Genomic DNA, 23,184 nt, shown 5'->3' with positions numbered 1-23,184 from the left:
ATATTCACTAAACACATCCTGCTGTGACGGGCAGGATAAATCGTTATACTTCCATCTAACTTTTTCGAGACGTAAATCGTTTATGCATACTTTTTTTCAAGAACTTAAGCAGGGTAGTCAAGCTTTAGGTTTAAGCTTAAGCGATGAAGCTTTAAATTTATTACTCAAGTACCAAGATGCTTTGGTGTTATGGAATAAGGCATATAACTTGACTGCGATCCGTGACCCGAAAGAGATGCTAGTCAAGCATTTGCTGGACAGTTTGAGCATTTTAAAAGACTTGCCTGCGGGCAGGCTTTTAGATATTGGTACTGGCGGCGGCATGCCGGGTATGATTATTGCGCTGTGCCAGCCTGAGCGCCAGTGTGTGCTGCTCGATTCAAACGGTAAAAAAATTCGTTTCTTAAAGCAGTTTATTGCAGACTTAAAGCTCAGCAATGTGATTGCGGTGCAGACGCGTGTCGAAAATGAAGAAAGTATTCAAGAGTTAGGCAAATTTGATGTGATCACCAGCCGCGCATTTGCATCTTTAACTGACTTTATTCATGCTTCAATTCCATTTATGCATGAACAAAGCATTATTGCTTCAATGAAAGGCTTGATCCCAAGTGAAGAAGTTGAAGAGTTTAAAGATCAATTCAGCTGCGATATTGTAGAGCTGAAAGTACCGCGTCTGGATGAACAGCGTCACTTGCTTCTATTGAAGCGTATTTAATTTTTTTCAAAGGATTTGGGGTTACCATGGCACAGATTATTGCGATTGCGAACCAGAAAGGTGGTGTCGGTAAAACTACAACCGCAGTAAATTTGGCTGCATCATTAGCCGTATTAAAAAAGCGTGTTTTGCTGGTGGATATGGATTCGCAAGGCAATGCGACGATGGGCTCAGGCATCCAGAAAAATGATCTGCTGTATTCGGTAACAGATGTGCTGCTAGGCGAAGTGCCGATTGAAACAGCGATTACTAAAGCTGAAGTTGGCTATAAAGTGCTTGGCGCGAACCGTGATTTAGCGGGTGTGGAACTTGCAATTGCAGAACAGCCGGGCCGTGAGTTTATTTTGCGCGAAGCGTTAAAAGAAATTGACGGTAAATTTGATTATATCATTGTAGACTGTGCGCCGAGTCTGAGCTTGATTACGGTGAATGCTTTGGCTGCTGTCGATGGTGTGATGATTCCAATGCAGTGTGAATACTATGCATTGGAAGGGTTGGCTGATTTAACGCAGACGATTGACCGCATTCAGCAGGCGTTGAATCCTGATCTGCAGATTATTGGTGTGCTGCGTACAATGTATGATGCGCGTAATGCTTTAACACGTGATGTTTCTGCAGAGTTGGAACAGTATTTTGGCAAAAAGCTGTATGACACCGTGATTCCGCGAAATATCCGTTTAGCGGAAGCGCCGGCACATGGTCTGCCAGTGATTTATTTCGAAAAAAGCTCAAAGGGTGCAGTGGCTTACTTAAATTTAGCTGCTGAAATGTTAAAAAAAAGCAAAGTAAAAAAAGGAATTAAAGCATGACGACCAAAAAACGCGGATTAGCTAAAGGCCGTGGTTTAGATGCTTTGCTTGGTTCCATCCAAAAAGAGAAATTGCAGCTAGAAGCGCAGTCTTTGGATCATGGCCAGCTGAAACAAATTAATGTTCATTTATTGCAGCGCGGTGAATATCAGCCGCGCCGTTTTATTAATGAGCAAGATTTGCAAGAGCTGGCAGCATCGATTGAAAAACATGGTGTGATGCAGCCGATTGTGATTCGTCCAATCGATGATGAAAAACATCCCTATGAAATTATTGCAGGTGAGCGCCGCTGGCGTGCAGCTCAGCTGGCAGGTTTAACTGAAGTACCGGCTATTGTTCGAGATTTGACGGATCAGGTTGCGATTGCATTGGCGCTGATTGAAAATATTCAGCGTCAAGATTTAAACCCAATTGATCAGGCGATGGCGCTGCAGCGTTTTCATGAAGAATTTGGCCTTAGCCATCAAGAAATAGCGGATACGGTAGGCAAAGCGCGTACAACAGTCAGTAACTTATTGCGTTTGCTGACTCTGGCTGAGTCTGTGAAAGACTTTATGCAGCAAGGCTTGCTGGATATGGGGCATGCGCGCGCAATTTTGACACTAAAAGCTAAAGATCAGCTGAAAGTTGCAGAACTGGTGATTGAAAAAAGTTTGTCTGTGCGTCAAACCGAGCAGCTGGTTCGTGAAATGAATGCACCTAAGCAAGCAAAAGAAAAACCTGCAGTTGCAGCAGATATTCAGCAATTGTCACAGCGTCTGTCTGACCGTTTTGGCGCAGATGTGAAAATTGATCATAACAAGCAAGGAAAAGGCAAGCTGGTAATTAATTACCATTCATTAGAAGAGTTGGATGGTATTTTAAATATTTGCTTAGCTGATTAATTTTGTATTTCGATTTATTGGGGAAAATCAAATGTGGGAATTAGTCAAAGCAGGCGGGTGGCTGATGCTGCCTTTATTGCTGTGCTCTATTTTTACGGCAGCGATCGCGATTGAGCGTTTTATCCGTTTAAAAAAGGCGGCGGTATTGCCATCTGCTCTTTTGATGAATAAGCATCAAAGTGTTGATCAAGTGATGCAAAAATTGCGTCAGGACCAAAAGCTGCAAACCAGCACGTTGGGCCGTGTTTTTTCGGCGGGCTATGACAGCAAGCATCAATCGCAGCAGTTTGCCAGTGCTCAAATGGAAGTGACTGCTTCTCAGGAAATTGGCTATCTAGAAAGAAATATTAACTTTCTGGGAACGCTGAGCGCAGTTGCTCCTTTGCTGGGTTTGCTGGGAACAGTTGTTGGGATTATCGAATCTTTCCTAATGGTGGATATCGGTGCAAGCGGTGACGCTGCGATGATGATGCCAGGTATTTCGAAAGCTTTGATTACCACAGCGGCAGGTATGGTGATTGCAATTCCAGCTTTATTTGCACATCGCTATTTCCAGCGTTTGGTGCAAGAATATACTGCACAGCTTGAGCAGCAGGCAACGCTATTTCATGCGGCGCTGTTCTATCAGGCAGAAACTGCAGAAGCGCAGCAAGATTTGAAACAAGCAAGCTGAGGCGAAGAATGAAATTCAGACGCCGCCAAGTGGAAGATGTTCATATTAATTTAACGCCAATGATTGACTGTCTGCTGTTCATCTTGGTGTTTTTGCTTTTATCAACTTCGTTTAATCAAATGAGCCGCATGAATTTAACTTTGCCTGATGCGCAAGGTGTGCCGCCAAAACAGTTTGATAAAAAAATTGAAGTTACAGTAGATGCCTCAGGGCACTATGCTGTAAATGGCCAGTCTGTGGAAAGTAAAGAAGCAGTAGACTTAAATACTGTAATTAAACAGATTTCACAGGATCGCCGTGATTTAATGTTTGTGATTGCCGCTGATGCTAAGGCCGCTCATCAAGACGTTATACGCGTTATGGATGTTGCGGGGCAGCTTGGTTTTGTCAACGTGAATATCAGTACCAAAGTACCTACTCGAGGTTATTAGTGAAGCACGATTTTAAGGTCTATTTGCGCCTATTAAGCTACTTAAAGCAGTTCTGGGGTATCGCATTGCTGATCGTCCTCGGTTTTGCAATTAATGCAGCAACTGAGGTTTCTGTAGCAAAGCTATTGGAAAGAATCATTAATGCGATTCAGCAAAAAGACCAAAGCTTCACGGCATTATTTCCTGTGCTGGTTGTTGTACTGATGTTCTTCCGCGGTTTAGGCTTATTTATGGGCGGTTATTTTACGGCAGTTGTATCGCGTAATTTAATTTTTAATATCCGTCAGGAAGTGTTCGCCAAGCTGATGCGTTTGCCTTCGCAATATTATTTAGATAATTCAAGCGGTCACATCACAGCAAAAATCATGTACAACGTAGAGCAGTTAACCGCTGCTTCTACGGAATCGCTTAAAACGCTTGTTCAGCAAGGTTTGATTACTTTGGCGCTGCTGGGATATTTGATTTATACCAACTGGCGCTTGACGCTGATTATTTTGATTTTTGGCCCATTAATTGGTCTGCTGATCCGCAAAGCGGCTAAGCGTATGCGCAAGCTTTCCGAGCAAGTGCAAAACACAATGGGTGATGTTAACCATATTGTGCAGGAGACTGTAAATGGCAATATGGTAGTGAAGGGTTTTTCGGGTCAAGCCTATGAGCAGAAGCGTTTTCATGACAGTTCTATGGAAAACCTGCGCCGCGGATTAAAAATGGTTGTTGTACAGCAGCTGAACAGCCCGGTTGTACAGCTGATCATGTCGATTTCTTTAGCTATCATTATGTATATCGCGCTGCGTCCAGAAATTTTGCAGGATACTTCTGCTGGCCAGTTCGTTGCTTATATTACAGCTGCCGGCATGCTGGCAAAACCAATCCGTTCATTAACAGATATTAATGAAAAAATTCAGCGCGGTATGGCTGCGGCATATTCAGTATTTGAATTGCTGGACTTGCCAGAAGAAGAAAATAAAGGTACGAAAACACCAAAAATTAAGGGTGATATCGAGTTTGATCATGTCAATTTGGTGTATTCAGATGGCTACCAAGCGCTGACTGACTTTACATTAAAAGTGAAGGCTGGTGAAACGGTTGCTTTAGTTGGGCGTTCGGGTGCAGGTAAAACCTCATTGGTTAATCTGCTGCCGCGTTATCAGGAAATCAGTTCTGGTGCGCTGAAAATTGATCAGCTTGATATTCATGAGATTGAGCTGAATGCTTTACGTCAGCAAATTTCAATGGTAAATCAGCAGGTGATTCTGTTTAACCGCACTGTACGTGAAAATATTGCTTACGGTCAGCTGGAAGGCGCTTCTGATGACGATGTTATTGCGGCGGCGAAAGCAGCTTATGCACATGATTTTATTATGAGCTTGCCGCAGGGTTATGATACAGAACTCGGCGCGCAGGGGTTGAATCTATCGGGCGGTCAGCGTCAGCGTATTGCGATTGCCCGCGCGATTTTGAAAAATGCGCCGATTTTAATTCTAGACGAAGCGACCAGTGCCTTGGATAATGAATCTGAATACTTCATTCAGCAGGCATTTGATGCGGCGATGCAAGACCGTACAACAATTGTGATTGCGCACCGCTTGTCTACGATTGAAAATGCTGACCGTATTGTAGTAATGGATAAAGGCTTAATTGTTGAGCATGGTACGCACAGTGAGTTGCTTGCGAAACAAGGCGCTTATTTCCAGCTGCACCAGCGCAATTTTGAGGAACACTAAGCATGTCCGCAGCGCAATTAATTCAGGATGCTTGGAATAAACAAGCAAAGTGGCTAATTGTGTTTAGGCCCTTATCGTGGCTCTATCGCGGCGGTTTTTTGCTGAATAAAAAGCTGTATCAGCTTGGTATTAAAACCAGCTATACGGCGCCAATTCCAGTTATGGTTATTGGTAATATTACGGTTGGCGGCAGCGGTAAAACACCGCTGCTGATTCACTTAGTAAACTATTTGCAAAGTTTAGATGTCCGTGTTGGCGTGATCAGCCGCGGCTATGGCGGAAAAGGTCCATTTCCAGCATATGTTGATGTGAATGCAGAGGCTGAGGCTGTTGGTGATGAGCCTGCTTTGATTGTACAGTCAACAGGTGTTCCGATGGCTGTTGGGCCAAACCGTCAAAAAAGTATTGAACTGCTGCTGCAAAAACATGCGCTGGATTTGATTATTTGTGATGATGGTCTGCAGCATTTGGCGTTAAACCGCCAGCTGGAATGGATTGTGCTGGACAATAACCGCGGTTTGGGTAATGAGAAAATACTGCCTGAGGGTTATTTACGTGAGCCGAAAAGCCGTTTGCAGTCGGGTACAGTCATTGAGCATGCGGCTGAGCCAGAAACTGCATTGCATATGCATTTGGCTGCAGCTGAACCGTATTTGCTGAATGGCGCATCGGCTCAGTCATTTAATCCAGATGCTGTTTTTTATGCTGTGGTGGGTATCGGTTTTCCTCAGCGTTTTTACAATACTTTGGAAAACATGGGGATAAAGCAGTTTCAATGTCATGAATTTCCAGATCACCATGATTATGAAATTACGGATTTGCAGTTTGAAGACAGCAATCCGATGATTACGACAGAAAAAGACGCAGTTAAAATATTGCCGCTGCTGAAACAAAATCCAGATATGCGGCGTGAAATTTGGGTTGTTCCTGTGGATGCAGTGCTGTCAGCGGAATGCTACAGCACACTGTATCAGCAGTTAAAACAGCTTGGCATACCACTTCCTGAAGGCACATCTCTATGAAACATATTGTCATTCCAGCCCGTTTTTCCAGTTCACGTTTACCGGGAAAACCATTGCTTGAAATTCATGGCCGCCCAATGATTTTGCGTGTGGTTGATCAGGCGAAAAAAGTGCAAGGCTTCGATGATTTGTGTGTGGCGACAGATGATGAGCGCATTGCTGCCGTATGCCGTGCGGAAGGTATAGATGTTGTGCTGACATCGGCTGATCATCCGTCAGGTACAGACCGTCTAAGTGAGGTCGCGCGTATTAAAGGCTGGGCAAGTGAAGACATTATTGTGAATGTGCAGGGTGATGAGCCGCTGTTGCCTGCACAGCTGGTGAAGCAGGTTGCGCAGCTGCTGCAAGATCAGCCAGAAAGCTCAATGTCTACGCTTTGTGAGCCAATTCATCGCTTGGATGAGTTTAAACGCGACAGTATTGTAAAAGTGGTGATGTCTAAACATAAGCAAGCGCTGTACTTCAGCCGTGCAACCATTCCGTATGACCGTGACGGTGCAAAATTGGCTGAACAAAAGCTGCATAATCAGGCTTATCGTCATTTAGGCCTCTATGCATACCGTGTTCAGCTGCTGCAAGAGTACGTGACTTGGGATATGGGCATGCTGGAAAAATTAGAAAGTTTGGAACAGCTGCGCGTGCTTGAAAATGGTCACCGTATTGCGATTGATATTGCAGAGGCAAATCTGCCGCCAGGTGTAGATACGCAAGAGGATTTAGACCGTTTAAATCAAATGGATGTGTCGAATTTTCAGTAAGGGCAATAATGCATGCAGAATGATGTGACGGCGCAAGTATACCCGTGGCAGGAAACTATTTGGCGAACACTGACCAGCCGTTTTCCGCAGCTTGGCCATGGTTTGCTGTTTTACGGTAAAGCGGGCTGCGGCAAAGAAGCATTCGCGCAGACTTTTTTAGTATGGATTTTATGTCAGAACCGTCATGTGAATAATAGGCCATGCGGTGAATGCGGCAGCTGCCAATGGCTAAAAGCGGACACTCATCCAAATTATGTGCATATTTCTACCGATGATGACAACAAGAAGCAAAATGCAAAAATTAAAATCGAAAAAATTCGAGAACTTTTGCCTTTTGTACAGCAAACGGTAGATGGCTGGCGTGTCATTGTGATTGAGCCGGCAGAAGCCTTAAATACCGCTTCTGCCAATGCGCTGCTTAAAACTTTGGAAGAGCCGGGTGAGCGGATTGTCATTATTCTGCTGGCGGATCATTATTTAAAATTGCCTGCGACCATTCGAAGCCGTTTGCAGCATTTCGCTTTAGACCGTATTTCTGCTGAACAGTCAGAACAATATCTTAAGGCGCATTTGCCCGCTGATACTATGCTGCCGCATGGTTTGCTGATGAACCTGTCGAACCAAATGCCGCTACGTGCTGTTGAGCTGGCGCAGAGTGAATGGCTGAATTTGCGTCAAGATTTTATCAATGACTGGCAAAAATTAATCAAACAAAAAAATATGCCTATGGCAATTGCGACCAAGTGGAATAAAGCGCTGAATTTTAGTGAATTTAGTCAAATGTTTGAATACTTGTTGTCCGATATAATTTGTGTCAAGCTAAATCAATCTATTAAAAATATTGATTTGAACTACAGTGATTTGCCAGAACAGTATTCTTTAGAGGCTTTATTCAGCATTTATGCTGATTTTCAAGACTCTAAGCGGTTTATTGAACAAAATGTACAAACGAATCTTGTACTTGATCAGCTGTGCATCAAATTGATGAATATATAAAAAAGGGGAACATGATGCAGCCACGTATGGGCGGAATTATTCAAGCGAATATCCCAGACATGGATACGCTATTTGCTTGCTATATGCCGTATGTTGCAGGCGGCGGTTTATTTGTGCCGTCTAGTCAGTCAGTAAAAATGGGCGATGAGGTTTTTATTTTGGCGACTTTGCCGGAACAGACACAAAAAGTGCCTTTAACGGGTAAGGTGATTTGGATTTCACAAAAGCAAAATGGCATCAAGCCTCAAGGCTTCGGTATTCAATTAAGCGGTGAAAAAGGGATTTATTTCCGTTCTGAAGCAGAACGTTTGCTTGCAGGTCTTAAAACTGAAGGACGCAGAAGTTACACTATGTAGTGTTTAATTTTACGCTTAGCAGGTACTCATTGTGTTTGTAGATACGCATTGCCATTTAATAATGCTGGATTTGGCTCCTTATAACGGTGATTTGGATCTGGCTTTGGCCCAAGCCCGTGAAGTGGGTGTTTCAAAGTTTATGAGTATCTCAGTTGATCTGGATGATCATATCGCGCTGTCAAAAATTGCAGCGCGGCATGCAGATGTCGGTTATACCGTTGGGGTGCATCCTTGTGAAGATGCTGCAACAATGGCGCGTGCAACGACTGAATATCTGATTGAGCTGGCGCAGCCTGAAAAGGTTTGGGCGCTGGGTGAGACGGGTCTGGATTATTATCATAGTACTGATTTTGTTGCAGAGCAGAAAGACTGTTTTGCCCGTCATATCCATGCGTCACAAGCCGTAAAAAAACCAGTCGTGGTGCATACGCGTTCTGCAAAAAATGATACGGTAGATATTATTCGCGCAGAGAAATCGACACACGGCATTTTGCATTGTTTTACAGAAGATTGGGAAACTGCAAAAGCGGTACTGGACTGCGGTTATTACATTTCATTTTCGGGTATTGTTTCATTTAAAAATGCGCAAGACCTGCGTGATGTTTTGAAGCAAGTGCCGCTAGACCGTGTGCTCATTGAAACAGACAGTCCTTATTTGGCGCCAATGCCATATAGAGGAAAGTCTAATGAGCCAAAATATGTGCCTTATGTAGCCAAAACATTAAGTGATGTATATGATAAGCCAGTTGAGGAGATTGCTCGAATTACGATGCAAAATTTCGAGAATCTGCTTAATCAGAAGTAAAAATTGAAATCATATAAGAGCAGAAGAGAGTTATTAGGGTGAAGATGGATCGTCAGGCTCAGTTCAGAGCAAGAGAAGCTTTAATTTTTCAAGTTGCAGAGCAGCTTCTGCTTGAAAATGGTGAAGCTGGAATGACGCTGGATGCGTTGGCAGCGGAACTGGATTTAGCCAAGGGCACTCTGTATAAACACTTTCAAAGTAAAGATGAGCTGTACATGCTGCTGATTATTCGTAATGAGCGCATGCTGCTGGAAATGATTAAAGATACAGATAAGCAGTTCCCTGAGCATTTGGCATTCTTTATGCTGCATCATTTGCACCATCCTGAACGTACCGTGCTGTTTCATCAAATTGAAGAACGGCTGTCTACAACAGGAGCGGGTATTCAGCATTTATTCAGTGAACTTTATCAGGTGCGCAAGCAAAGACTGCGTTTGATTATCCGTATGACAGAGACGTATTTGGCTTCTATTGAAAGCCATATGGCTGTGCGTGATTATCTGGCATCTATTTGGGCTTTAACGCATGGCGCAGCTGCTATTCTTAATTCTAGCTTCTACCAGCGTTATTTAGGCTCACGTGATACGTTGCGTGTCGCTTATATTGATCAGGCTTTGGCAATGCCGAAGCTGACACATCATATACCTCAGTTTGCATAAGGCAGGTCATGATTAAGCAAGGATCATCATCAACGCGCGGTTTTACACTGGTCGAGCTGATGGTGGTCATTGTCATCATGAGTATTTTAGCTTCATTACTGCTGATGAATATTGGCGGAATGGATCAGCGCAAGGCCATGCAGGCGCGTGAAGTGTTTATTATGGATATGCGCAAAATGCTGCGCACCGCCAACGATCAATCGCGCATTCTTGCGCTAAATCCGCAAATAGCAACCGATGTTGCCAATTTTCAATACAGTGCCGTAGAGTATTTGCCGCAGCAGCAGAATACAGCGCTGATCAGTCAAAATAATACATGGAAGCCCTTCAATGATTTTAAGGTGCGCGTATTGCCAGATCATGTATCTTTTGATGTGCAGCCCTTAGAGCACCAGTATGCAAATGCAAGAAATTCAGAATTATTGCAGCAGAATGCGCCAAAATTGATTTGGCTTGGCAATGGCGAAGCAAAACCTGTACGTGTGCAGTTTTATTTAGAAGACCGTCCAGTGGGTGAAGAAATAAGAATTGATCATTTGGGTAAAATAGCCAATGAAAGCTAAGGGATTTACACTGCTTGAAGTGATGGTGGCTTTGGCAATATTTGCTGTGGCAGCGGTTTCCTTAACGAATGTTGCCCGTCAATATACTCAAGCGACATCAAATGCGGTGCTTCGGACTAAAGCGCAATTTACCGCTTTAAATGAAATTGCATTGATGGAAATTAATAAAGAATGGCTGAGCGGTACTTCATCAAAGCAGACAGCGCAGCAGGGTGAAACTTGGCAAATAGATAAATCAGCACAGCAAACTATTAGCCCGAATGTGCAGCGGATTGATGTGCAAGTCAGTTTGTATAATAACGAAGCGGGTCAGGTTGAAGCGGGTATAACCAATTTGGTGTTTTTTAATCACCGGGTAGAAAGTCCATGAAGAGACACGCCAGTTTAGGTTTTACTTTGGTTGAGCTGCTGGTTGCAATTGCAATTTTTGCCGTGCTTTCAGCTTTGGGCTGGAAGGTTTTTGATTATATTGGCAAAGTTAAAACCCAAAATGCTATGCACGAAGCCAAACTAAGCCAGCTGCAGGAAACTTATCAGCAAATTTTACGTGATACTGTGCAGGCTGTGCCTTTAACAGCAAATATTAATAATAATATCCAGCCTGCTTTGGTGCTGCAAAATGGTCATTTAAGTTTTAGTAAAACGGGTGTAGCTGACCCGTTAAATCAGGGGATAGCACCAGATGAGCGTATTGAATATCAATATCGTCAAGATGAGCAAAAACTTTATCGTTTAAAATACGCTAATATTAATCAAGCTGGACAAGATCAGCCTGATTCCAGTGTGCTGCTAGAGGGGGTAGAGCAGTATCAAATTACGGTGCTTAATCCGAATGAGCTGACTGCTTGGCCAGATGCATCTGTCGATTTAAATCAGGCTGCAGAGAAACAGCGCTTGCCGCGCGGCATAAAAATAGCTTTAACAGTAGATGGTGTGGGCTATGAGTGGATTTATAGTTTGCTGAACACTGATTTTTTAACCGATAGCAATAATGGCGGGACATCCTGATGCATAAATATGCACGTTCTGAACGCGGTGTTGCGCTGTTAACGATTTTAGTGATGGTGGCGTTAGCCACAATTTTAGCTGCCGGCATTGCGCAGCAGCAGGCAAATACCGCTGAAAATACAGCTTATTTGATGCGTCAAAATCAGTCGCTTATGTATGCAAAAAGTGCAGAAGCTTTTTTTGCAGAACTGCTGAAAGATGATGCTGAGAATGCAGGGCAAGTCGATCATTTGCAGGAAAATTGGGCGAAACCGATGCCAGCTTTTCCAGTCGAGGATGGCTTTGTGTCTGGTACGCTGGAAGATCAATCAGGGAAATTTAACTTGAACAGCCTGATAAATAATGAGGGGGCTGTGAATGAAAATGCTAAAAAGTGGTTTGAGAAAATTTTAGTGCGTGCTGGCTTGCCGGCTCAGCTGAGTGAAGCAGTGATTGATTGGCAGGATGAGGATGATGAAACTGCGGGTTCAATGGGGGCTGAAAGCAGTTACTACCGCGGTTTACAAAATTCGGCAGTGCCGCCAAACACTAAATTTCATGATGTAGATGAGCTGAAAGCCGTGCGCGGTTTTGAAAATGGCAAAGATAAGCTGATTGCGCCTTATGTATCAGCCCTGAACAGCCGAGATGCGAAAGTTAATATTAATACAGCATCGCCATTTTTGCTGGCCAGTATAGATGAGTCGCTGGATATTAATAGCGTCAAACAAGCCTTAGAGCAAAAGCAAGCTAAGCTTGAGTATTTTGAATCGGTCAATGACCTTTGGGCCTTATCGCCATTTTCAGAAGCTGCCGCTGAAAAACGTGACGCAGTTAATGATTTTTTAGGTGTACAGTCTGCTCAGTTTAAGGCTAAAATACATGTGGAGCTTGGCGGCAGGAAACGTCAGTTCAGCTCAGAAATGGTTCGAAAAGAAAAAACAGTCTATGTGGCTTACCGCAGTATGAAGCCCTTTTAAAAGCCCGCCATTTTGTTTAATGTGTTTTGTCAATGGGGCTGAGCAGTAAAATTAATGCTCAAGGTTTTACTTTTGCTTTATAATCCAAGTTCATCTAGAGATATTGATTGCATTACGGCATATGATAATTCGTAAGTTATTTAAGTTTGAAAATGCTCATATTGTGCGGAACTGCACATCTGACCGCTGTAAGCGTTCTATTCATGGGCATAGTTATAAAGTTGAGCTGCTGTTGAAGGCATCCAAGCTCGATCATGGCCAAATGGTATATGACTTCGGACTGCTGAAAGGCGTAATCAAAGACTTATACGACAGTTTTGACCATGCAATATGCTTTTGGAATCAAGACAGTGCTGAATATATTCAAGCATGCAAAACCTTTAGTGCACGCTGGGTATCTTTGCCTGTTTCACCGTCAGCAGAACAGTTTTCACGTATCTTTTTTCATTTGGCGCAGCAGGTGCTTGCATCAACTGAAACTCAAAATGGCGAAGGTGATGTAGAAGTCTACTCAGTGATTGTGCATGAGACCGATACGGGCTATGCACAAAGCTTTTTAGAAGATATTCTTAACGAACAAATGGGTATGCTTTCGCTGGATCAGATTGAATTTTCAGAACAGATTCAGTCTGAGTGGTCAAATCCGCAAATGTTTGAACAGCTGAAACAAGGCATTAAATTTCAAAACCCGCAGGTAGAATTGCAAGTTAAACTCTAATGCAGCGTTTAACGGATATATTGTAAGAAGGATCGGACACAGGTATGTCTTTTACGGAAGAGCAGCAAGCTAAGCTGAATAAAGTGCAGCTTGATGCAGGCTGGAAAATTGGACTGAGTGAATTTTTGCTTAGCCCGAAAATGGATGAGTTAAAAGACTTTCTTGTGCGGGAAATTCAAGCGGATAAAGTCATCTATCCTCCAAATGCATTGATTTTCAATGCGCTGAATACGACCCCTTTGGAAAATGTCAAAGTGGTTATTTTAGGGCAAGATCCATACCATGGTCCAAATCAGGCGCATGGCTTAAGTTTTTCCGTGCAGAAAGGTGTGCCTTTGCCGCCATCTTTACGCAATATTTATCATGAGCTGCAAAGTGATTTAGGCATTACTGCGCCCAAACATGGTGATTTAACCCGCTGGGCAGAACAAGGTGTTTTGCTTTTAAATGCGGTTTTAACGGTAGAGGCGGGACAGCCTACATCGCATCAAAAACGCGGCTGGGAAGATTTTACCGACCATGTGATTGATGTATTGAATGAACAGCGCGAGCATATTGTTTTTATTCTCTGGGGAGCATATGCGCAGCGTAAAGGACAACGAATCGATCAAAATAGGCATTTGGTTTTAAAAGCTGCGCATCCATCTCCATTGGCGGCCAACCGAGGCGGTTTTTTTGGTTGTAAGGTTTTTTCAAAATCTAATAATTATCTTAAACAAAATGGCATTGAGCCTATTGATTGGCAGCTGGACGCATGACAACTTATTCTCCTGTTTCAAAAAACTATCATCCGGACTTAATTGTAGAGGAAGTGAAAAACGGCTGGCGCATTGTTCGTCTGAACCGCCCTAAATCGCTGCATGCTTTAGATGAGTCTATTGTCACTGCGCTGCTTGAGGTCTTTCAGGATTTTCATGCCGATGACAATGTTAAAGCAATTTGGCTGGATTCAACGACACCTAAAGCTTTCTGTGCAGGCGGTGATGTGCGTAAGCTGCGTCAATTGGTCATTAATGATGAAGCAAGCGCAGCCAATAAGTTTTTTGAACAGGAGTATGCATTAGACCTGCTGCTGCATAACTATGCTAAACCTGTATTGGTTTGGGGTGAAGGTTATGTGATGGGCGGCGGTTTGGGCTTGTTTATGGCGGCGCCTTTTCGTTTAGTTACACCGTATTCGCGTCTGGCAATGCCTGAAATTAATATTGGTTTATATCCAGATGTAGGGGCAACCCGCTTCTTGGCGGATCGCGGCGCGGTTGGGCTGTTTACAGGTTTGACTGGTTCAATTATGACTGCTGCCGGCGCTTACGGGATTGGCTGGGCGACACATATTTGTGATGCGCAGCGTGATAATGTCTTAGATAAAGTGGTCAATATTCATTGGGATCATTATCCAGCAGGCGATTTTCGTGCGATTGATGACACATTAAACAGTATGCATCGTCCAGTTGGGCCTGGTCCGCTGCAAAACTCTTTAGATGTTATTCAAAGTGTATGCCGCGGCGTAAATTTTGAACATGATTATGAGGCGATTGTCGGTTTAAGTGATGCCCGCAGCGATTGGCTGCGTCAAGCGAGCGAAAACTTGCAAAAAGGTTCACCCGCGACGGCAGCATTAACGTGGCTGTTGTGGCAGTGGGGCAAGAAAATACATTCTTGGAATGAAGTCTTTGAATTAGAAACTCAAATTTCAGAGTGGAAAATTCGTCATGCCGACTTCGTTGAAGGTGTGCGTGCGCGCTTGGTCGATAAAGACTTAGCGCCAGACTGGGAAAAAGGCGCAGATATGTCGCTTAAGGGTATTTTAGGTGCAAATCCGCCAGTCATTTCTAATCAAAGCTGGAATGAGTTGCTGAAACATTATGGTGTAATCAGTTAATACATGAGTGCTGTTGAAAAATTCAGTGATGAATACTGGATGCAGCTGGCGATGGAGCAGGCTGCATCTGCTGCGGGACAGGGTGAAATACCGGTCGGCGCAATTATCGTCAGTGAAAATCAAATTATTGGCGCAGGTTATAATGCGCCAATTTCTTTGCATGACCCGACTGCTCATGCTGAAATTCAAGCAATCCGCCAAGCTTGCGCCCAGCTTGAAAATTATCGCATGCCAGCAGATGCTGTGCTGTATGTTACCTTAGAACCATGCACCATGTGTGTGGGCGCATTGGTGCATTCACGTATTTCACGGGTTGTTTATGGCGCATTTGAGCCCAAAGCCGGCTCATTGGTCAGTGCGCGTAAACTTTTTGAAACGGGTTACTATAATCATATTTTTGACTTTGAACAAAGCGCTTTGCATGCGGCATGTTCGGAGCAGCTCAGCCTGTTTTTTAAGATGCGCCGTGAGCAAAAAAAACAGCAAAAATTACAAGAAAAGGCCTTAAATGATCAGGGCTAAAGCGTATGATATTTGCTATTTCATAAAAACAGCACAATAACTTTCAGGATCTATCTATGAACTCGATTACCATACAAAAAGAATTTCATGCGCCTGTAGAACAGGTATTCGAATTGTTGTCTAAACATGCGACTTATAATGTTGCTTTTGCACCAGTACAAGTCGTGCGTGTGAAAGATTCAGCTGATCCTGAGCGTCCAGATGGTGTGGGTTCGGTGCGCCGTATGGGCTTCGGTCCAGTCAAGCCGCTGCAGGAGCAGATTATTGTGCTTGAGCTGAATGAGCGTATTGAATATAAGATTATTAAAAATCCATTGGTAAAGCATCATCTGGGCATCATTCAGTTTCAGCCTGTTGATGATGCGAAAACTTTAGTGACATATACAATTGAATTACAGGCGCGTGCGCCTTTTGTGAGTAAATTAATCCTTGCTCAGTTGAAAGCAGCGATTAAAATGGGGTTTTCTAAACTCGCGAAAACTGTCTAAAACACAGCGGAAAAGCAATGACTGTTCGAATTATTACCATCGATGGCCCAAGCGGCTCAGGCAAGGGTACTTTGGCCTCTAAGCTGGCGGCGCATTATCAATTTCATTTGCTGGATTCTGGCGCGCTGTACCGTTTGCTCGGCTTGTCATTGCATCAAGACGGGCTGCTTGATGCATTGGAAACTAAATTGGATGCGTGTACAAAAATTGCTGCAAATTTAGATATCGAATTTATTGGCACTGAAGACGGTATTCAAATTTTGCTGAAAGGCGAAGATGTGAGTCAAACCATCCGTACCGAGCGTGTGGGTGAATTTGCATCAAAAGTAGCGGCTATTCCAGAGCTTAGACAAGCGCTGCTTGCGCGTCAGCATGCATTTGCGCAAGCGCCGGGCTTGGTTGCAGATGGCCGCGATATGGCAACTTCCATCTTTCCGCAGGCTCAAGTGAAGATTTATTTGACAGCTTCGGCTGAATCTCGAGCTCAGCGCCGTGTAAACCAGTTGCAGGCTATGGGCTTGGATGTTAAAATAAACGACATTTTAGCTAATATCGAAGCGCGTGATAAGCGGGATATGGAACGTACAGTTGCCCCCCTTAAGCCAGCGGAAGATGCGTACATCATTGATAGTTCTGAATTGAATATTGATGAAGTATTTGAGTTGATGACTGCGTATGCAGATCAGCAATTCGCTAAATAACTTATTTTTCAGCAGAAGCATAGCTTGATCAGTTTTATATGGACTATGTAGACGCTTAATTAAACCGGCCTTGTCTGATCCAAGACCGCTGACTTTATCAGGTATATCATGACCGAATCTTTTGCAGCCCTCTTTGAAGAAAGCGAATTAAACCTCAACGTTGAAAAGGGTGCTGTCATCCAAGGCGTTGTAGTAAGCATCGACTCTGACTGGGTTACTGTTGACACTGGCCTTAAATCTGAAGGCGTTGTTGACCGCGCTGAATTCTTGAATGAACAACGTGAACTTGAAGTTCAAGTTGGCGATACTGTAGACGTTGTTGTTGAAGCTCTTGACAACGGTATGGGTCAAACAGTTCTTTCTCGCGAAAAAGCTAAACGCGCTGAAACTTGGACTAAACTTGAAAAAATCTTTGAAGACGGCGAAATCGTTACTGGTGTTATCTCTGGTAAGGTTAAAGGCGGTTTCACTGTTGACATCGGTCCAGTACGTGCGTTCCTTCCTGGTTCTTTAGTTGACACTCGTCCTATCCGTGATACTACTCACTTGGAAGGCAAAGAGTTAGAATTCAAAGTAATCAAACTTGACGCTAAGCGTAACAACGTTGTTGTTTCTCGCCGTGCTGTTATGGAAGCTGAATCTTCAGCTGACCGTGAAGCTCTTCTTGCTCAGCTTGAAGAAGGTCAAACAGTTACTGGTACGATCAAAAACCTTACTGACTACGGCGCGTTCGTTGACCTTGGCGGTATCGACGGTCTTCTTCACATCACTGACATGGCTTGGAAACGTATCAAGCACCCATCAGAAGTTGTTGAAGTTGGTCAAGAAGTTACTGTTAAAGTACTTAAATTCGACCGCGAACGTAACCGCGTATCTTTAGGCCTTAAACAATTAGGCGAAGATCCATGGTTAGCGATCATGAGCCGTTACCCTAAAGGTTCTATCGTTAAAGCGCGCGTAACTAACCTAACTGACTACGGCTGTTTCGCAGAAATCGCTGAAGGCGTTGAAGGTCTAGTACACGTTTCTGAAATGGACCACACTAACAAAAACATCCACCCGTCTAAAGTTGTTCAGATCGGTGACGAAGTTGATGTTATGGTTCTTGAAGTTGACGAAGAACGCCGTCGTATCTCTCTTGGTATCAAACAAACTCGTGCTAACCCATGGGAAGAGTTTGCTAAGAACCACGACAAAGGTGAAAAAGTTTCAGGTACGATCAAGTCTATCACTGACTTCGGTATCTTCATCGGTTTGCCAGGCGGCATCGATGGTCTAGTTCACTTGTCTGACATTTCTTGGAACGAACAAGGCGAAGAAGCTATCCGTCGTTACAAGAAAGGTGACACAGTTGAAGCGGTTATCCTTTCAGTAGACGCTGAAGGCAACCGTATCAGCCTTGGCATCAAACAAATGAACAGCGATCCGTTCAACGACTTCCTTGCTGCTAACGAACGCGGTGCTTTGGTTAAAGGTACTGTAACTGCTGTTGACGCTCGCGGCGCAACTGTTAAGTTAGCTGACGAAGTTGAAGCTCAGTTGAAAGCTTCTGAAATTAACCGTGACCGCGTTGAAGATGCGACTAAGTTCCTAGAAGTTGGTCAAGAAGTTGAAGCTAAGATCATCAATGTAGACCGCAAGTCTCGCACTATTAACTTGTCAGTTAAAGCGAAAGACGAAGCTGAAGAGAAAGAAGCAGTAGCTAACTTGAACAAGACAGCTACAGCAACTTCAGACAATGGTCCTAAGACTATTGGTGATTTGATCAAAGCTCAAATGGGCAACTAAGTAAATGATTAAATTGTGTTAGTTTAATGTAAGTTAACTAATACTTTTTATACAAATACTGTAAACGGTAGCGCAGTAAGTCATTATTGCGCTACCGTTTTGTATTTAAACAGGTTATTATCTGCAAATAGATTCCAAGTAGCTTGATAATTAAAGAGGTCGCAGATGACTACTGAAGCACTTAATAAGTCTGACTTAATAGAGCGTATTTCTCTTAAGAATCCTCATTTAGCAGAACCGCTTGTTGAAGAAGCTGTTAAAATTATGATTGATCAGATGATTGAAGCTCTTTCATCAGACAATCGTATTGAAATCCGTGGTTTTGGAAGTTTCGCACTTCATCACCGTGAGCCTCGTGTTGGCCGTAACCCTAAAACTGGTAAATCAGTAGAAGTGGCGGCAAAGGCAGTTCCTCACTTTAAACCGGGTAAAGCCTTGCGTGATGCTGTTAACGAGTCAGCAGGCAAATAATATTTAGGGGTGCCTATGCGCTACGTACTCGCAATAATTTTAATTTTGCTTTTTGGTTACTCACTATTTTTGGTTTTGCAAAATAGTACGGAACTTTCTGTAGATTTGCTGTTTACTCAAGTACCTGCAATGCGTTTAGGCTTGCTTCTATTGCTGACCTTGGCTTTAGGTGTTGTATTGGGTTTACTGCTAGGTGTACAAATTTTCCGAGTATTCCAAAACAATTGGGAAATTAAACGTCTTCGTAAAGATATTGATCGATTGCGTAAGGAGCAAATCCAAGCTGCACAATTGGCTGCTTCTGAAGCTGCGGCAACCACTCGGCATGAGAAGACGGTGATGGATATTCATCCAGAAGACCGCTCTTCAAATCCGCTTTAATGTGAAATTGAAATAAAATATTTGTTTGAAGCCAGATAAATCAAGCAATATATATTTAGGCTCCTTAAAGATTTTTTCCTTAAGGAGTTTTTTCTTTACTGAGCTTTAAATAAAAGCAGCCTTTGAGTTGAATAAGAAAAGCTTTGTAATATATTCCAGATTTAAGCTTGGTTGCGCAAAAGGAATAGCTTTATAATGCAGTCGATTTGTCTTGATTATATAAAGGGTAGTCTCTTGAGTATTGTTGTTGCACTCGATGCTAAAAGCCAATATGACGCATTAACAATTGCTGAGCAGCTTGATCCTGCATTGTGCCGCGTTAAAGTTGGTAAAGAGCTGTTTACCCATGAAGGCCCAAGTGTGGTTAAAGCGCTGCATGATAAAGGCTTTGAAGTCTTCTTAGATTTAAAATTTCATGATATTCCAAACACGACTGCTCAGGCTGTATGCGCAGCGGCAGATATGGGCGTTTGGATGGTCAATGTACATGCATCCGGCGGCCGCAAGATGATGGAAACATGTGTTGAACGCTTGAAGGCTGGGAATTATAGTACGCAGCTGATCGCTGTTACGGTTTTAACTTCAATGGGCCGTGAAGATTTGGCTGATCTGGGTTTAGATGCAGAGCCGTTTGAGCATGTAAAACGCCTTGCTCAGCTGACTAAAGACAGCGGGTTAGATGGTGTGGTCTGTTCTGCACAAGAAGCGAAAATGCTTCGAGAAACGCTTGGTCAGGATTTCTCATTGGTAACCCCTGGCATTCGTCCAGCAGGTTCAAATGCGGATGATCAAAAGCGCATTGTGACACCGAAGCAGGCAATGTTAGACGGTTCAACACACTTGGTCATTGGGCGTCCAATTACCAAGTCTGAAAACCCGCGTCAAACTTTAAAAGATATTTTGGCATCCATGTCATAAATGCAATAAAGAGCCTTTCGAATGAAAGGCTCTTTTATGTTAGAACATCAAAAATTAAAATAAGAGATAAGTATATGGATAGTGAAAAAACTGAAGCTGCTGTAGAGCTGCAAAATGTAGATATAGCTGAAATTCAGAAAGATAAAGAACAAGAGCAGCAAAAACAGTTAAATCATTCAGATTGGATTCCTGATTTTGATGTGATCGAAATTGCTTCAGATGCAATTGATGCTGTTGGTGATTTTATCGGTGATATTGATCTCAGTTTTTAACTCGGATTTAAGCTTTCTAAGTATGGATTTTAATTGGATATGATAGGGGAAAACATGCCAAAGCTCTGCTTTATAGAATAGCGCAGGAACTTTGGCGTATAGGAGAGGCGATTAAAGCGCAGCTAAGATGCTGACAGCAATTGGCGCTAATACAGATAGAATAAATCCGCTGACCATGGCATGCGGAATAAAATCATTGCCGCATGACTGTTTTACCATGGGTAAAGTCACATCCATGGCTGTTGCTCCAGCCGATGAAATTGCAGAGCGCGGATAGCGCCAGCCGATTAAGTACATAAATAAAATGGCAAAAATTTCTCTGAATAAATCATTGATAAGCGCAATACTGCCGAGCTGTGCATTTTTTAGTTCTGTTACAACAATGCCGGTCATTGAATAAAAACCATAACCTTGGGAAAGCATAATCAAATCTTTCAGACTGATGCTGCTAATCATATAAGAAACTGCAACTGCGCCAAGTAATGAGCCCGCAATGCAGGCAAGCGGCACGAGCAAAATTTTCCAGTTTAGCCATGAGCGGTCTAAAGGTGAATAAGCGAGGTCCAGTCCAATTAGGAACATAAAGACTAAAAGTAAATACCAAGTGCTGATGTGTACATTGAGCTGAAAATAGCTGAATAGTTCTGCCATGCCATATCCGAGTGCTAATGCAAAAAAGGCATAGCTGATATTGAGCAGTGAAGAAAGCAATAAGTCTGCCGAGACTTTGCCTTGCATAGGCTTGTAGCCAAAGGCTTTGAATAGAACATAGCAGCAGATGAAAGCGCCGATTGACGTTCCCAAAGCAATCAGTACGGCTGTGGACAGAATTTGTGCAGGACTGCTTAAGTTGTGCAGGGTCTGAGAAAACTCGATGGCAATTGCTATGAGTAATAAATAAGTAAAGTAAGGCAGTATTTTAAAGCAGAGTTTTTCAAGTCTTTCTGGCAGTTTGCGGGCAAGTATAAATCCAATAAATAAACAGAAGAGGAGCTGGAAAATCAGCCAAAGAGATTGCATAACAGAATAGGCAGTAAAGAATTAGCTGCCTATTATGCCAGTTTAATATTTAAGCCGCATGATTTTGTGAAGGCTGCAGCAGCAAGTAGTCAGCTGGATTCACTTTATTGGTTTTCAGCCAATATTTCCAAGTGTAGGTTGGCCACAAAGAAAAGTTCTTGCCGTCATCTTGCTGATACCAGCTGACACAGCCAGATTGCCAGATTGTGCCTTGAAAGTTTTTTTGCAAATCAAGATTAAACCGGTCTTGAACCTCATCTTTCACCACAATAGCTTTGCTGTGTGTTTTTTCCGTGAGCTGGATCAGCTGTAAAATATAATTGACCTGTGACTCAATCATAAAAATAACCGAGTTGTGGCCTAAGACGGTATTGGGTCCAAGCAGCTGAAAAAGGTTAGGGAAGCCTTTGGTGGTGATGCCGTAATAACTTTCAGCACCATCTTTCCATGCATCTTTGAGTTCGAGGTTGTTGAGGCCTGTACAGCTGAATGATTTTAAGTAAATACGAGGGTCAGTAATAAATCCTGTGCCATAAATCAGACAGTCAATTTCACGTTTTTGACCATCTTTGGTAATGATGCTGTCTTCAGTTATTTCTAAAATACCGTCTGTGACTAAATCGACATGAGGTAAGTTGAAGCTGCGGAAATACTTATTGGAGACCAATATGCGTTTGCAGCCCATAATATAATTTGGAATCAGTTTTTCTGCTGTGGCGCTGTCTTTCACTTGGTGACGAATATACGCTTCAGCCAATTTTTGAGCATACTTCATGACTTGAGGCTTAACAATGGGTACAACGCGGGATTCATTTGACCAGTATAAACGTGCGCGGTGAATTTTTCTGAACCAGTCAAAGCGGTCAAAAAGTTTCTTTTCTATAGGCAGATAGCGCCGTTCATCACGTGGAATCACCCAAGCAGCAGTACGCTGCATGACATACAGTTTTTGTACTTTCGGCGCAATTTCGGGGATGTATTGAATAGCGCTTCCGCCAGTGCCAATTGAAGCAACTTTTTTATCATTTAAGTTGAATTGGTGATCCCACTGTGAAGAATGGAAGATTTTGCCTTTAAATTTTTCAATACCGGGTATATGAGGGATTTGCGGCACATGCAGCGGGCCAGAGGCAAAAATAACATATTGTGCGCTGAGCATGCGTTCATGATTTAAGCTTAAATGCCATTGGCAGCTTTCTTCTTCATAATGAATGGCTTGCACCTCACAGTTTAATTCAGTGCATGTTTCTAATTCGTGCGATTTAATGAGGCCTTGGATATATTCAAAAATTTCAGGCGCTTCGGCATAGCGTTTTGACCAGTCTGTTTTGGGCGCAAAAGACAGCGAATACATATGTGACTGAACATCACAAGCGGCGCCCGGATATTGGTTTTCACGCCATGTACCGCCAAAATCGCTGGATTTTTCTAAGATGACAAAATCTTGAATATTGCTTTGCAGCAAGCGGATAGCGATGGCGATACCGCCGAAGCCGCCGCCGATAATTGCAATTTTGGCGCGATTGTTTTGTGTATTTTGAATGGAGCGATTTACCATGCCATTTGACTCTTTTTTTGATTATGGCAGTAGCATAAAGCAAAATTAAATTGAAATGGAATGATTCGCCTGACACTAAGATTGATCAAAACGGCAATGT

The 23,184-nt window shown here is 43.1% G+C and carries 29 protein-coding genes; 27 read left to right on the top strand and 2 right to left on the bottom strand.

Annotated elements, in window-relative coordinates:
* Positions 1-82 precede the first annotated feature (82 nt).
* The 27 genes from rsmG to D7V32_RS04355 all read left to right on the top strand — a co-directional run bounded on the left by rsmG (position 83) and on the right by D7V32_RS04355 (position 20,506).
* The gene (rsmG, locus tag D7V32_RS04485) at positions 83-715 is read left to right on the top strand and encodes a 16S rRNA (guanine(527)-N(7))-methyltransferase RsmG (RefSeq protein ID WP_120401717.1); all 633 of its coding nucleotides are present in this window, start codon (positions 83-85) and stop codon (positions 713-715) included.
* Positions 716-741: 26 nt separating this feature from the next.
* A complete protein-coding gene (locus tag D7V32_RS04480; protein WP_120401716.1) occupies positions 742-1,524 on the top strand; it encodes a ParA family protein in 783 nt (260 codons plus the stop codon).
* Positions 1,521-2,408 carry a ParB/RepB/Spo0J family partition protein gene (locus D7V32_RS04475; protein WP_120401715.1) on the top strand — a complete coding sequence of 296 codons (888 nt, stop codon included), beginning with the start codon at positions 1,521-1,523 and terminating at the stop codon, positions 2,406-2,408. Before D7V32_RS04480 ends, D7V32_RS04475 begins: the two co-directional genes overlap by 4 nt.
* A 31-nt stretch (positions 2,409-2,439) precedes the next feature.
* Complete coding sequence (locus tag D7V32_RS04470; RefSeq protein ID WP_120401714.1) at positions 2,440-3,081, top strand: MotA/TolQ/ExbB proton channel family protein; 642 nt, start codon at positions 2,440-2,442, stop codon at positions 3,079-3,081.
* 8 nt (positions 3,082-3,089) lie between these two features.
* Positions 3,090-3,512, top strand: coding sequence for an ExbD/TolR family protein (locus tag D7V32_RS04465; RefSeq protein WP_120401713.1), 423 nt, complete (start codon positions 3,090-3,092; stop codon positions 3,510-3,512).
* Positions 3,512-5,239, top strand: coding sequence for a lipid A export permease/ATP-binding protein MsbA (msbA, locus tag D7V32_RS04460; RefSeq protein WP_120401712.1), 1,728 nt, complete (start codon positions 3,512-3,514; stop codon positions 5,237-5,239). The genes D7V32_RS04465 and msbA overlap by 1 nt, the downstream gene beginning before the upstream one ends.
* Before the next feature lie 2 nt (positions 5,240-5,241).
* On the top strand, positions 5,242-6,261 hold the full coding sequence (gene lpxK, locus D7V32_RS04455; protein WP_120401711.1) for a tetraacyldisaccharide 4'-kinase: 1,020 nt from the start codon (positions 5,242-5,244) through the stop codon (positions 6,259-6,261).
* The gene (gene kdsB / locus D7V32_RS04450; RefSeq protein WP_120401710.1) at positions 6,258-7,019 is read left to right on the top strand and encodes a 3-deoxy-manno-octulosonate cytidylyltransferase; all 762 of its coding nucleotides are present in this window, start codon (positions 6,258-6,260) and stop codon (positions 7,017-7,019) included. Before lpxK ends, kdsB begins: the two co-directional genes overlap by 4 nt.
* A 12-nt stretch (positions 7,020-7,031) precedes the next feature.
* On the top strand, positions 7,032-8,015 hold the full coding sequence (locus D7V32_RS04445) for a DNA polymerase III subunit delta' (RefSeq protein WP_120401709.1): 984 nt from the start codon (positions 7,032-7,034) through the stop codon (positions 8,013-8,015).
* 14 nt (positions 8,016-8,029) lie between these two features.
* Positions 8,030-8,371 carry a PilZ domain-containing protein gene (locus tag D7V32_RS04440; protein ID WP_120401708.1) on the top strand — a complete coding sequence of 114 codons (342 nt, stop codon included), beginning with the start codon at positions 8,030-8,032 and terminating at the stop codon, positions 8,369-8,371.
* Positions 8,372-8,402: 31 nt separating this feature from the next.
* The gene (locus D7V32_RS04435) at positions 8,403-9,176 is read left to right on the top strand and encodes a TatD family hydrolase (RefSeq protein WP_120401707.1); all 774 of its coding nucleotides are present in this window, start codon (positions 8,403-8,405) and stop codon (positions 9,174-9,176) included.
* Positions 9,177-9,220: 44 nt separating this feature from the next.
* Complete coding sequence (locus D7V32_RS04430; RefSeq protein ID WP_120401706.1) at positions 9,221-9,835, top strand: TetR/AcrR family transcriptional regulator; 615 nt, start codon at positions 9,221-9,223, stop codon at positions 9,833-9,835.
* A gap of 8 nt (positions 9,836-9,843) precedes the next feature.
* Complete coding sequence (locus D7V32_RS04425; protein ID WP_120401705.1) at positions 9,844-10,398, top strand: type II secretion system protein; 555 nt, start codon at positions 9,844-9,846, stop codon at positions 10,396-10,398.
* A complete protein-coding gene (gene gspI / locus D7V32_RS04420) occupies positions 10,388-10,768 on the top strand; it encodes a type II secretion system minor pseudopilin GspI (protein ID WP_120401704.1) in 381 nt (126 codons plus the stop codon). The genes D7V32_RS04425 and gspI overlap by 11 nt, the downstream gene beginning before the upstream one ends.
* Entirely contained in the window at positions 10,765-11,406 is a 642-nt protein-coding gene (gene gspJ / locus D7V32_RS04415; RefSeq protein WP_120401703.1) for a type II secretion system minor pseudopilin GspJ, read from the top strand. The genes gspI and gspJ overlap by 4 nt, the downstream gene beginning before the upstream one ends.
* Positions 11,406-12,365 carry a type II secretion system minor pseudopilin GspK gene (gene gspK, locus D7V32_RS04410; protein ID WP_120401702.1) on the top strand — a complete coding sequence of 320 codons (960 nt, stop codon included), beginning with the start codon at positions 11,406-11,408 and terminating at the stop codon, positions 12,363-12,365. The genes gspJ and gspK overlap by 1 nt, the downstream gene beginning before the upstream one ends.
* Before the next feature lie 121 nt (positions 12,366-12,486).
* Positions 12,487-13,083: a 6-pyruvoyl trahydropterin synthase family protein gene (locus D7V32_RS04405; RefSeq protein ID WP_120401701.1), complete on the top strand. Its 597-nt coding sequence runs from the start codon at positions 12,487-12,489 to the stop codon at positions 13,081-13,083.
* Between the two features lie 44 nt (positions 13,084-13,127).
* Positions 13,128-13,841, top strand: a complete 714-nt coding sequence (gene ung / locus D7V32_RS04400; protein WP_120401700.1) for a uracil-DNA glycosylase — start codon at positions 13,128-13,130, stop codon at positions 13,839-13,841.
* Entirely contained in the window at positions 13,838-14,965 is a 1,128-nt protein-coding gene (locus D7V32_RS04395; protein WP_120401699.1) for an enoyl-CoA hydratase/isomerase family protein, read from the top strand. Before ung ends, D7V32_RS04395 begins: the two co-directional genes overlap by 4 nt.
* A gap of 3 nt (positions 14,966-14,968) precedes the next feature.
* Complete coding sequence (gene tadA / locus D7V32_RS04390) at positions 14,969-15,487, top strand: tRNA adenosine(34) deaminase TadA (RefSeq protein ID WP_120401698.1); 519 nt, start codon at positions 14,969-14,971, stop codon at positions 15,485-15,487.
* Positions 15,488-15,543: 56 nt separating this feature from the next.
* Positions 15,544-15,975: an SRPBCC family protein gene (locus D7V32_RS04385; RefSeq protein ID WP_120401697.1), complete on the top strand. Its 432-nt coding sequence runs from the start codon at positions 15,544-15,546 to the stop codon at positions 15,973-15,975.
* A gap of 17 nt (positions 15,976-15,992) precedes the next feature.
* The gene (gene cmk, locus D7V32_RS04380) at positions 15,993-16,676 is read left to right on the top strand and encodes a (d)CMP kinase (RefSeq protein ID WP_120401696.1); all 684 of its coding nucleotides are present in this window, start codon (positions 15,993-15,995) and stop codon (positions 16,674-16,676) included.
* A 108-nt stretch (positions 16,677-16,784) separates the two neighbouring features.
* Positions 16,785-18,464, top strand: coding sequence for a 30S ribosomal protein S1 (rpsA, locus tag D7V32_RS04375; RefSeq protein ID WP_120401695.1), 1,680 nt, complete (start codon positions 16,785-16,787; stop codon positions 18,462-18,464).
* A 165-nt stretch (positions 18,465-18,629) separates the two neighbouring features.
* Entirely contained in the window at positions 18,630-18,935 is a 306-nt protein-coding gene (locus D7V32_RS04370; RefSeq protein WP_067730193.1) for an integration host factor subunit beta, read from the top strand.
* Positions 18,936-18,950: 15 nt separating this feature from the next.
* A complete protein-coding gene (locus D7V32_RS04365; protein WP_120401694.1) occupies positions 18,951-19,316 on the top strand; it encodes a lipopolysaccharide assembly protein LapA domain-containing protein in 366 nt (121 codons plus the stop codon).
* A 219-nt stretch (positions 19,317-19,535) separates the two neighbouring features.
* Positions 19,536-20,234, top strand: a complete 699-nt coding sequence (gene pyrF / locus D7V32_RS04360) for an orotidine-5'-phosphate decarboxylase (RefSeq protein WP_171407579.1) — start codon at positions 19,536-19,538, stop codon at positions 20,232-20,234.
* A gap of 74 nt (positions 20,235-20,308) precedes the next feature.
* Entirely contained in the window at positions 20,309-20,506 is a 198-nt protein-coding gene (locus D7V32_RS04355) for a hypothetical protein (RefSeq protein WP_120401692.1), read from the top strand.
* A 111-nt stretch (positions 20,507-20,617) separates the two neighbouring features.
* Here the strand turns inward: D7V32_RS04355 and D7V32_RS04350 are convergent, their stop codons facing one another.
* Positions 20,618-21,526 (bottom strand): lysine exporter LysO family protein, encoded by a 909-nt coding sequence (locus tag D7V32_RS04350; RefSeq protein WP_120401691.1) that lies wholly within the window; start codon positions 21,524-21,526, stop codon positions 20,618-20,620.
* A 49-nt stretch (positions 21,527-21,575) separates the two neighbouring features.
* Positions 21,576-23,084, bottom strand: coding sequence for a flavin-containing monooxygenase (locus D7V32_RS04345; protein WP_120401690.1), 1,509 nt, complete (start codon positions 23,082-23,084; stop codon positions 21,576-21,578).
* Positions 23,085-23,184 lie beyond the last annotated feature (100 nt).

The sequence above is a fragment of the Acinetobacter tianfuensis genome (assembly GCF_003611465.1).
GTDB lineage: Bacteria > Pseudomonadota > Gammaproteobacteria > Pseudomonadales > Moraxellaceae > Acinetobacter > Acinetobacter tianfuensis.
This window is presented reverse-complemented; position numbering and strand designations above follow the sequence as displayed.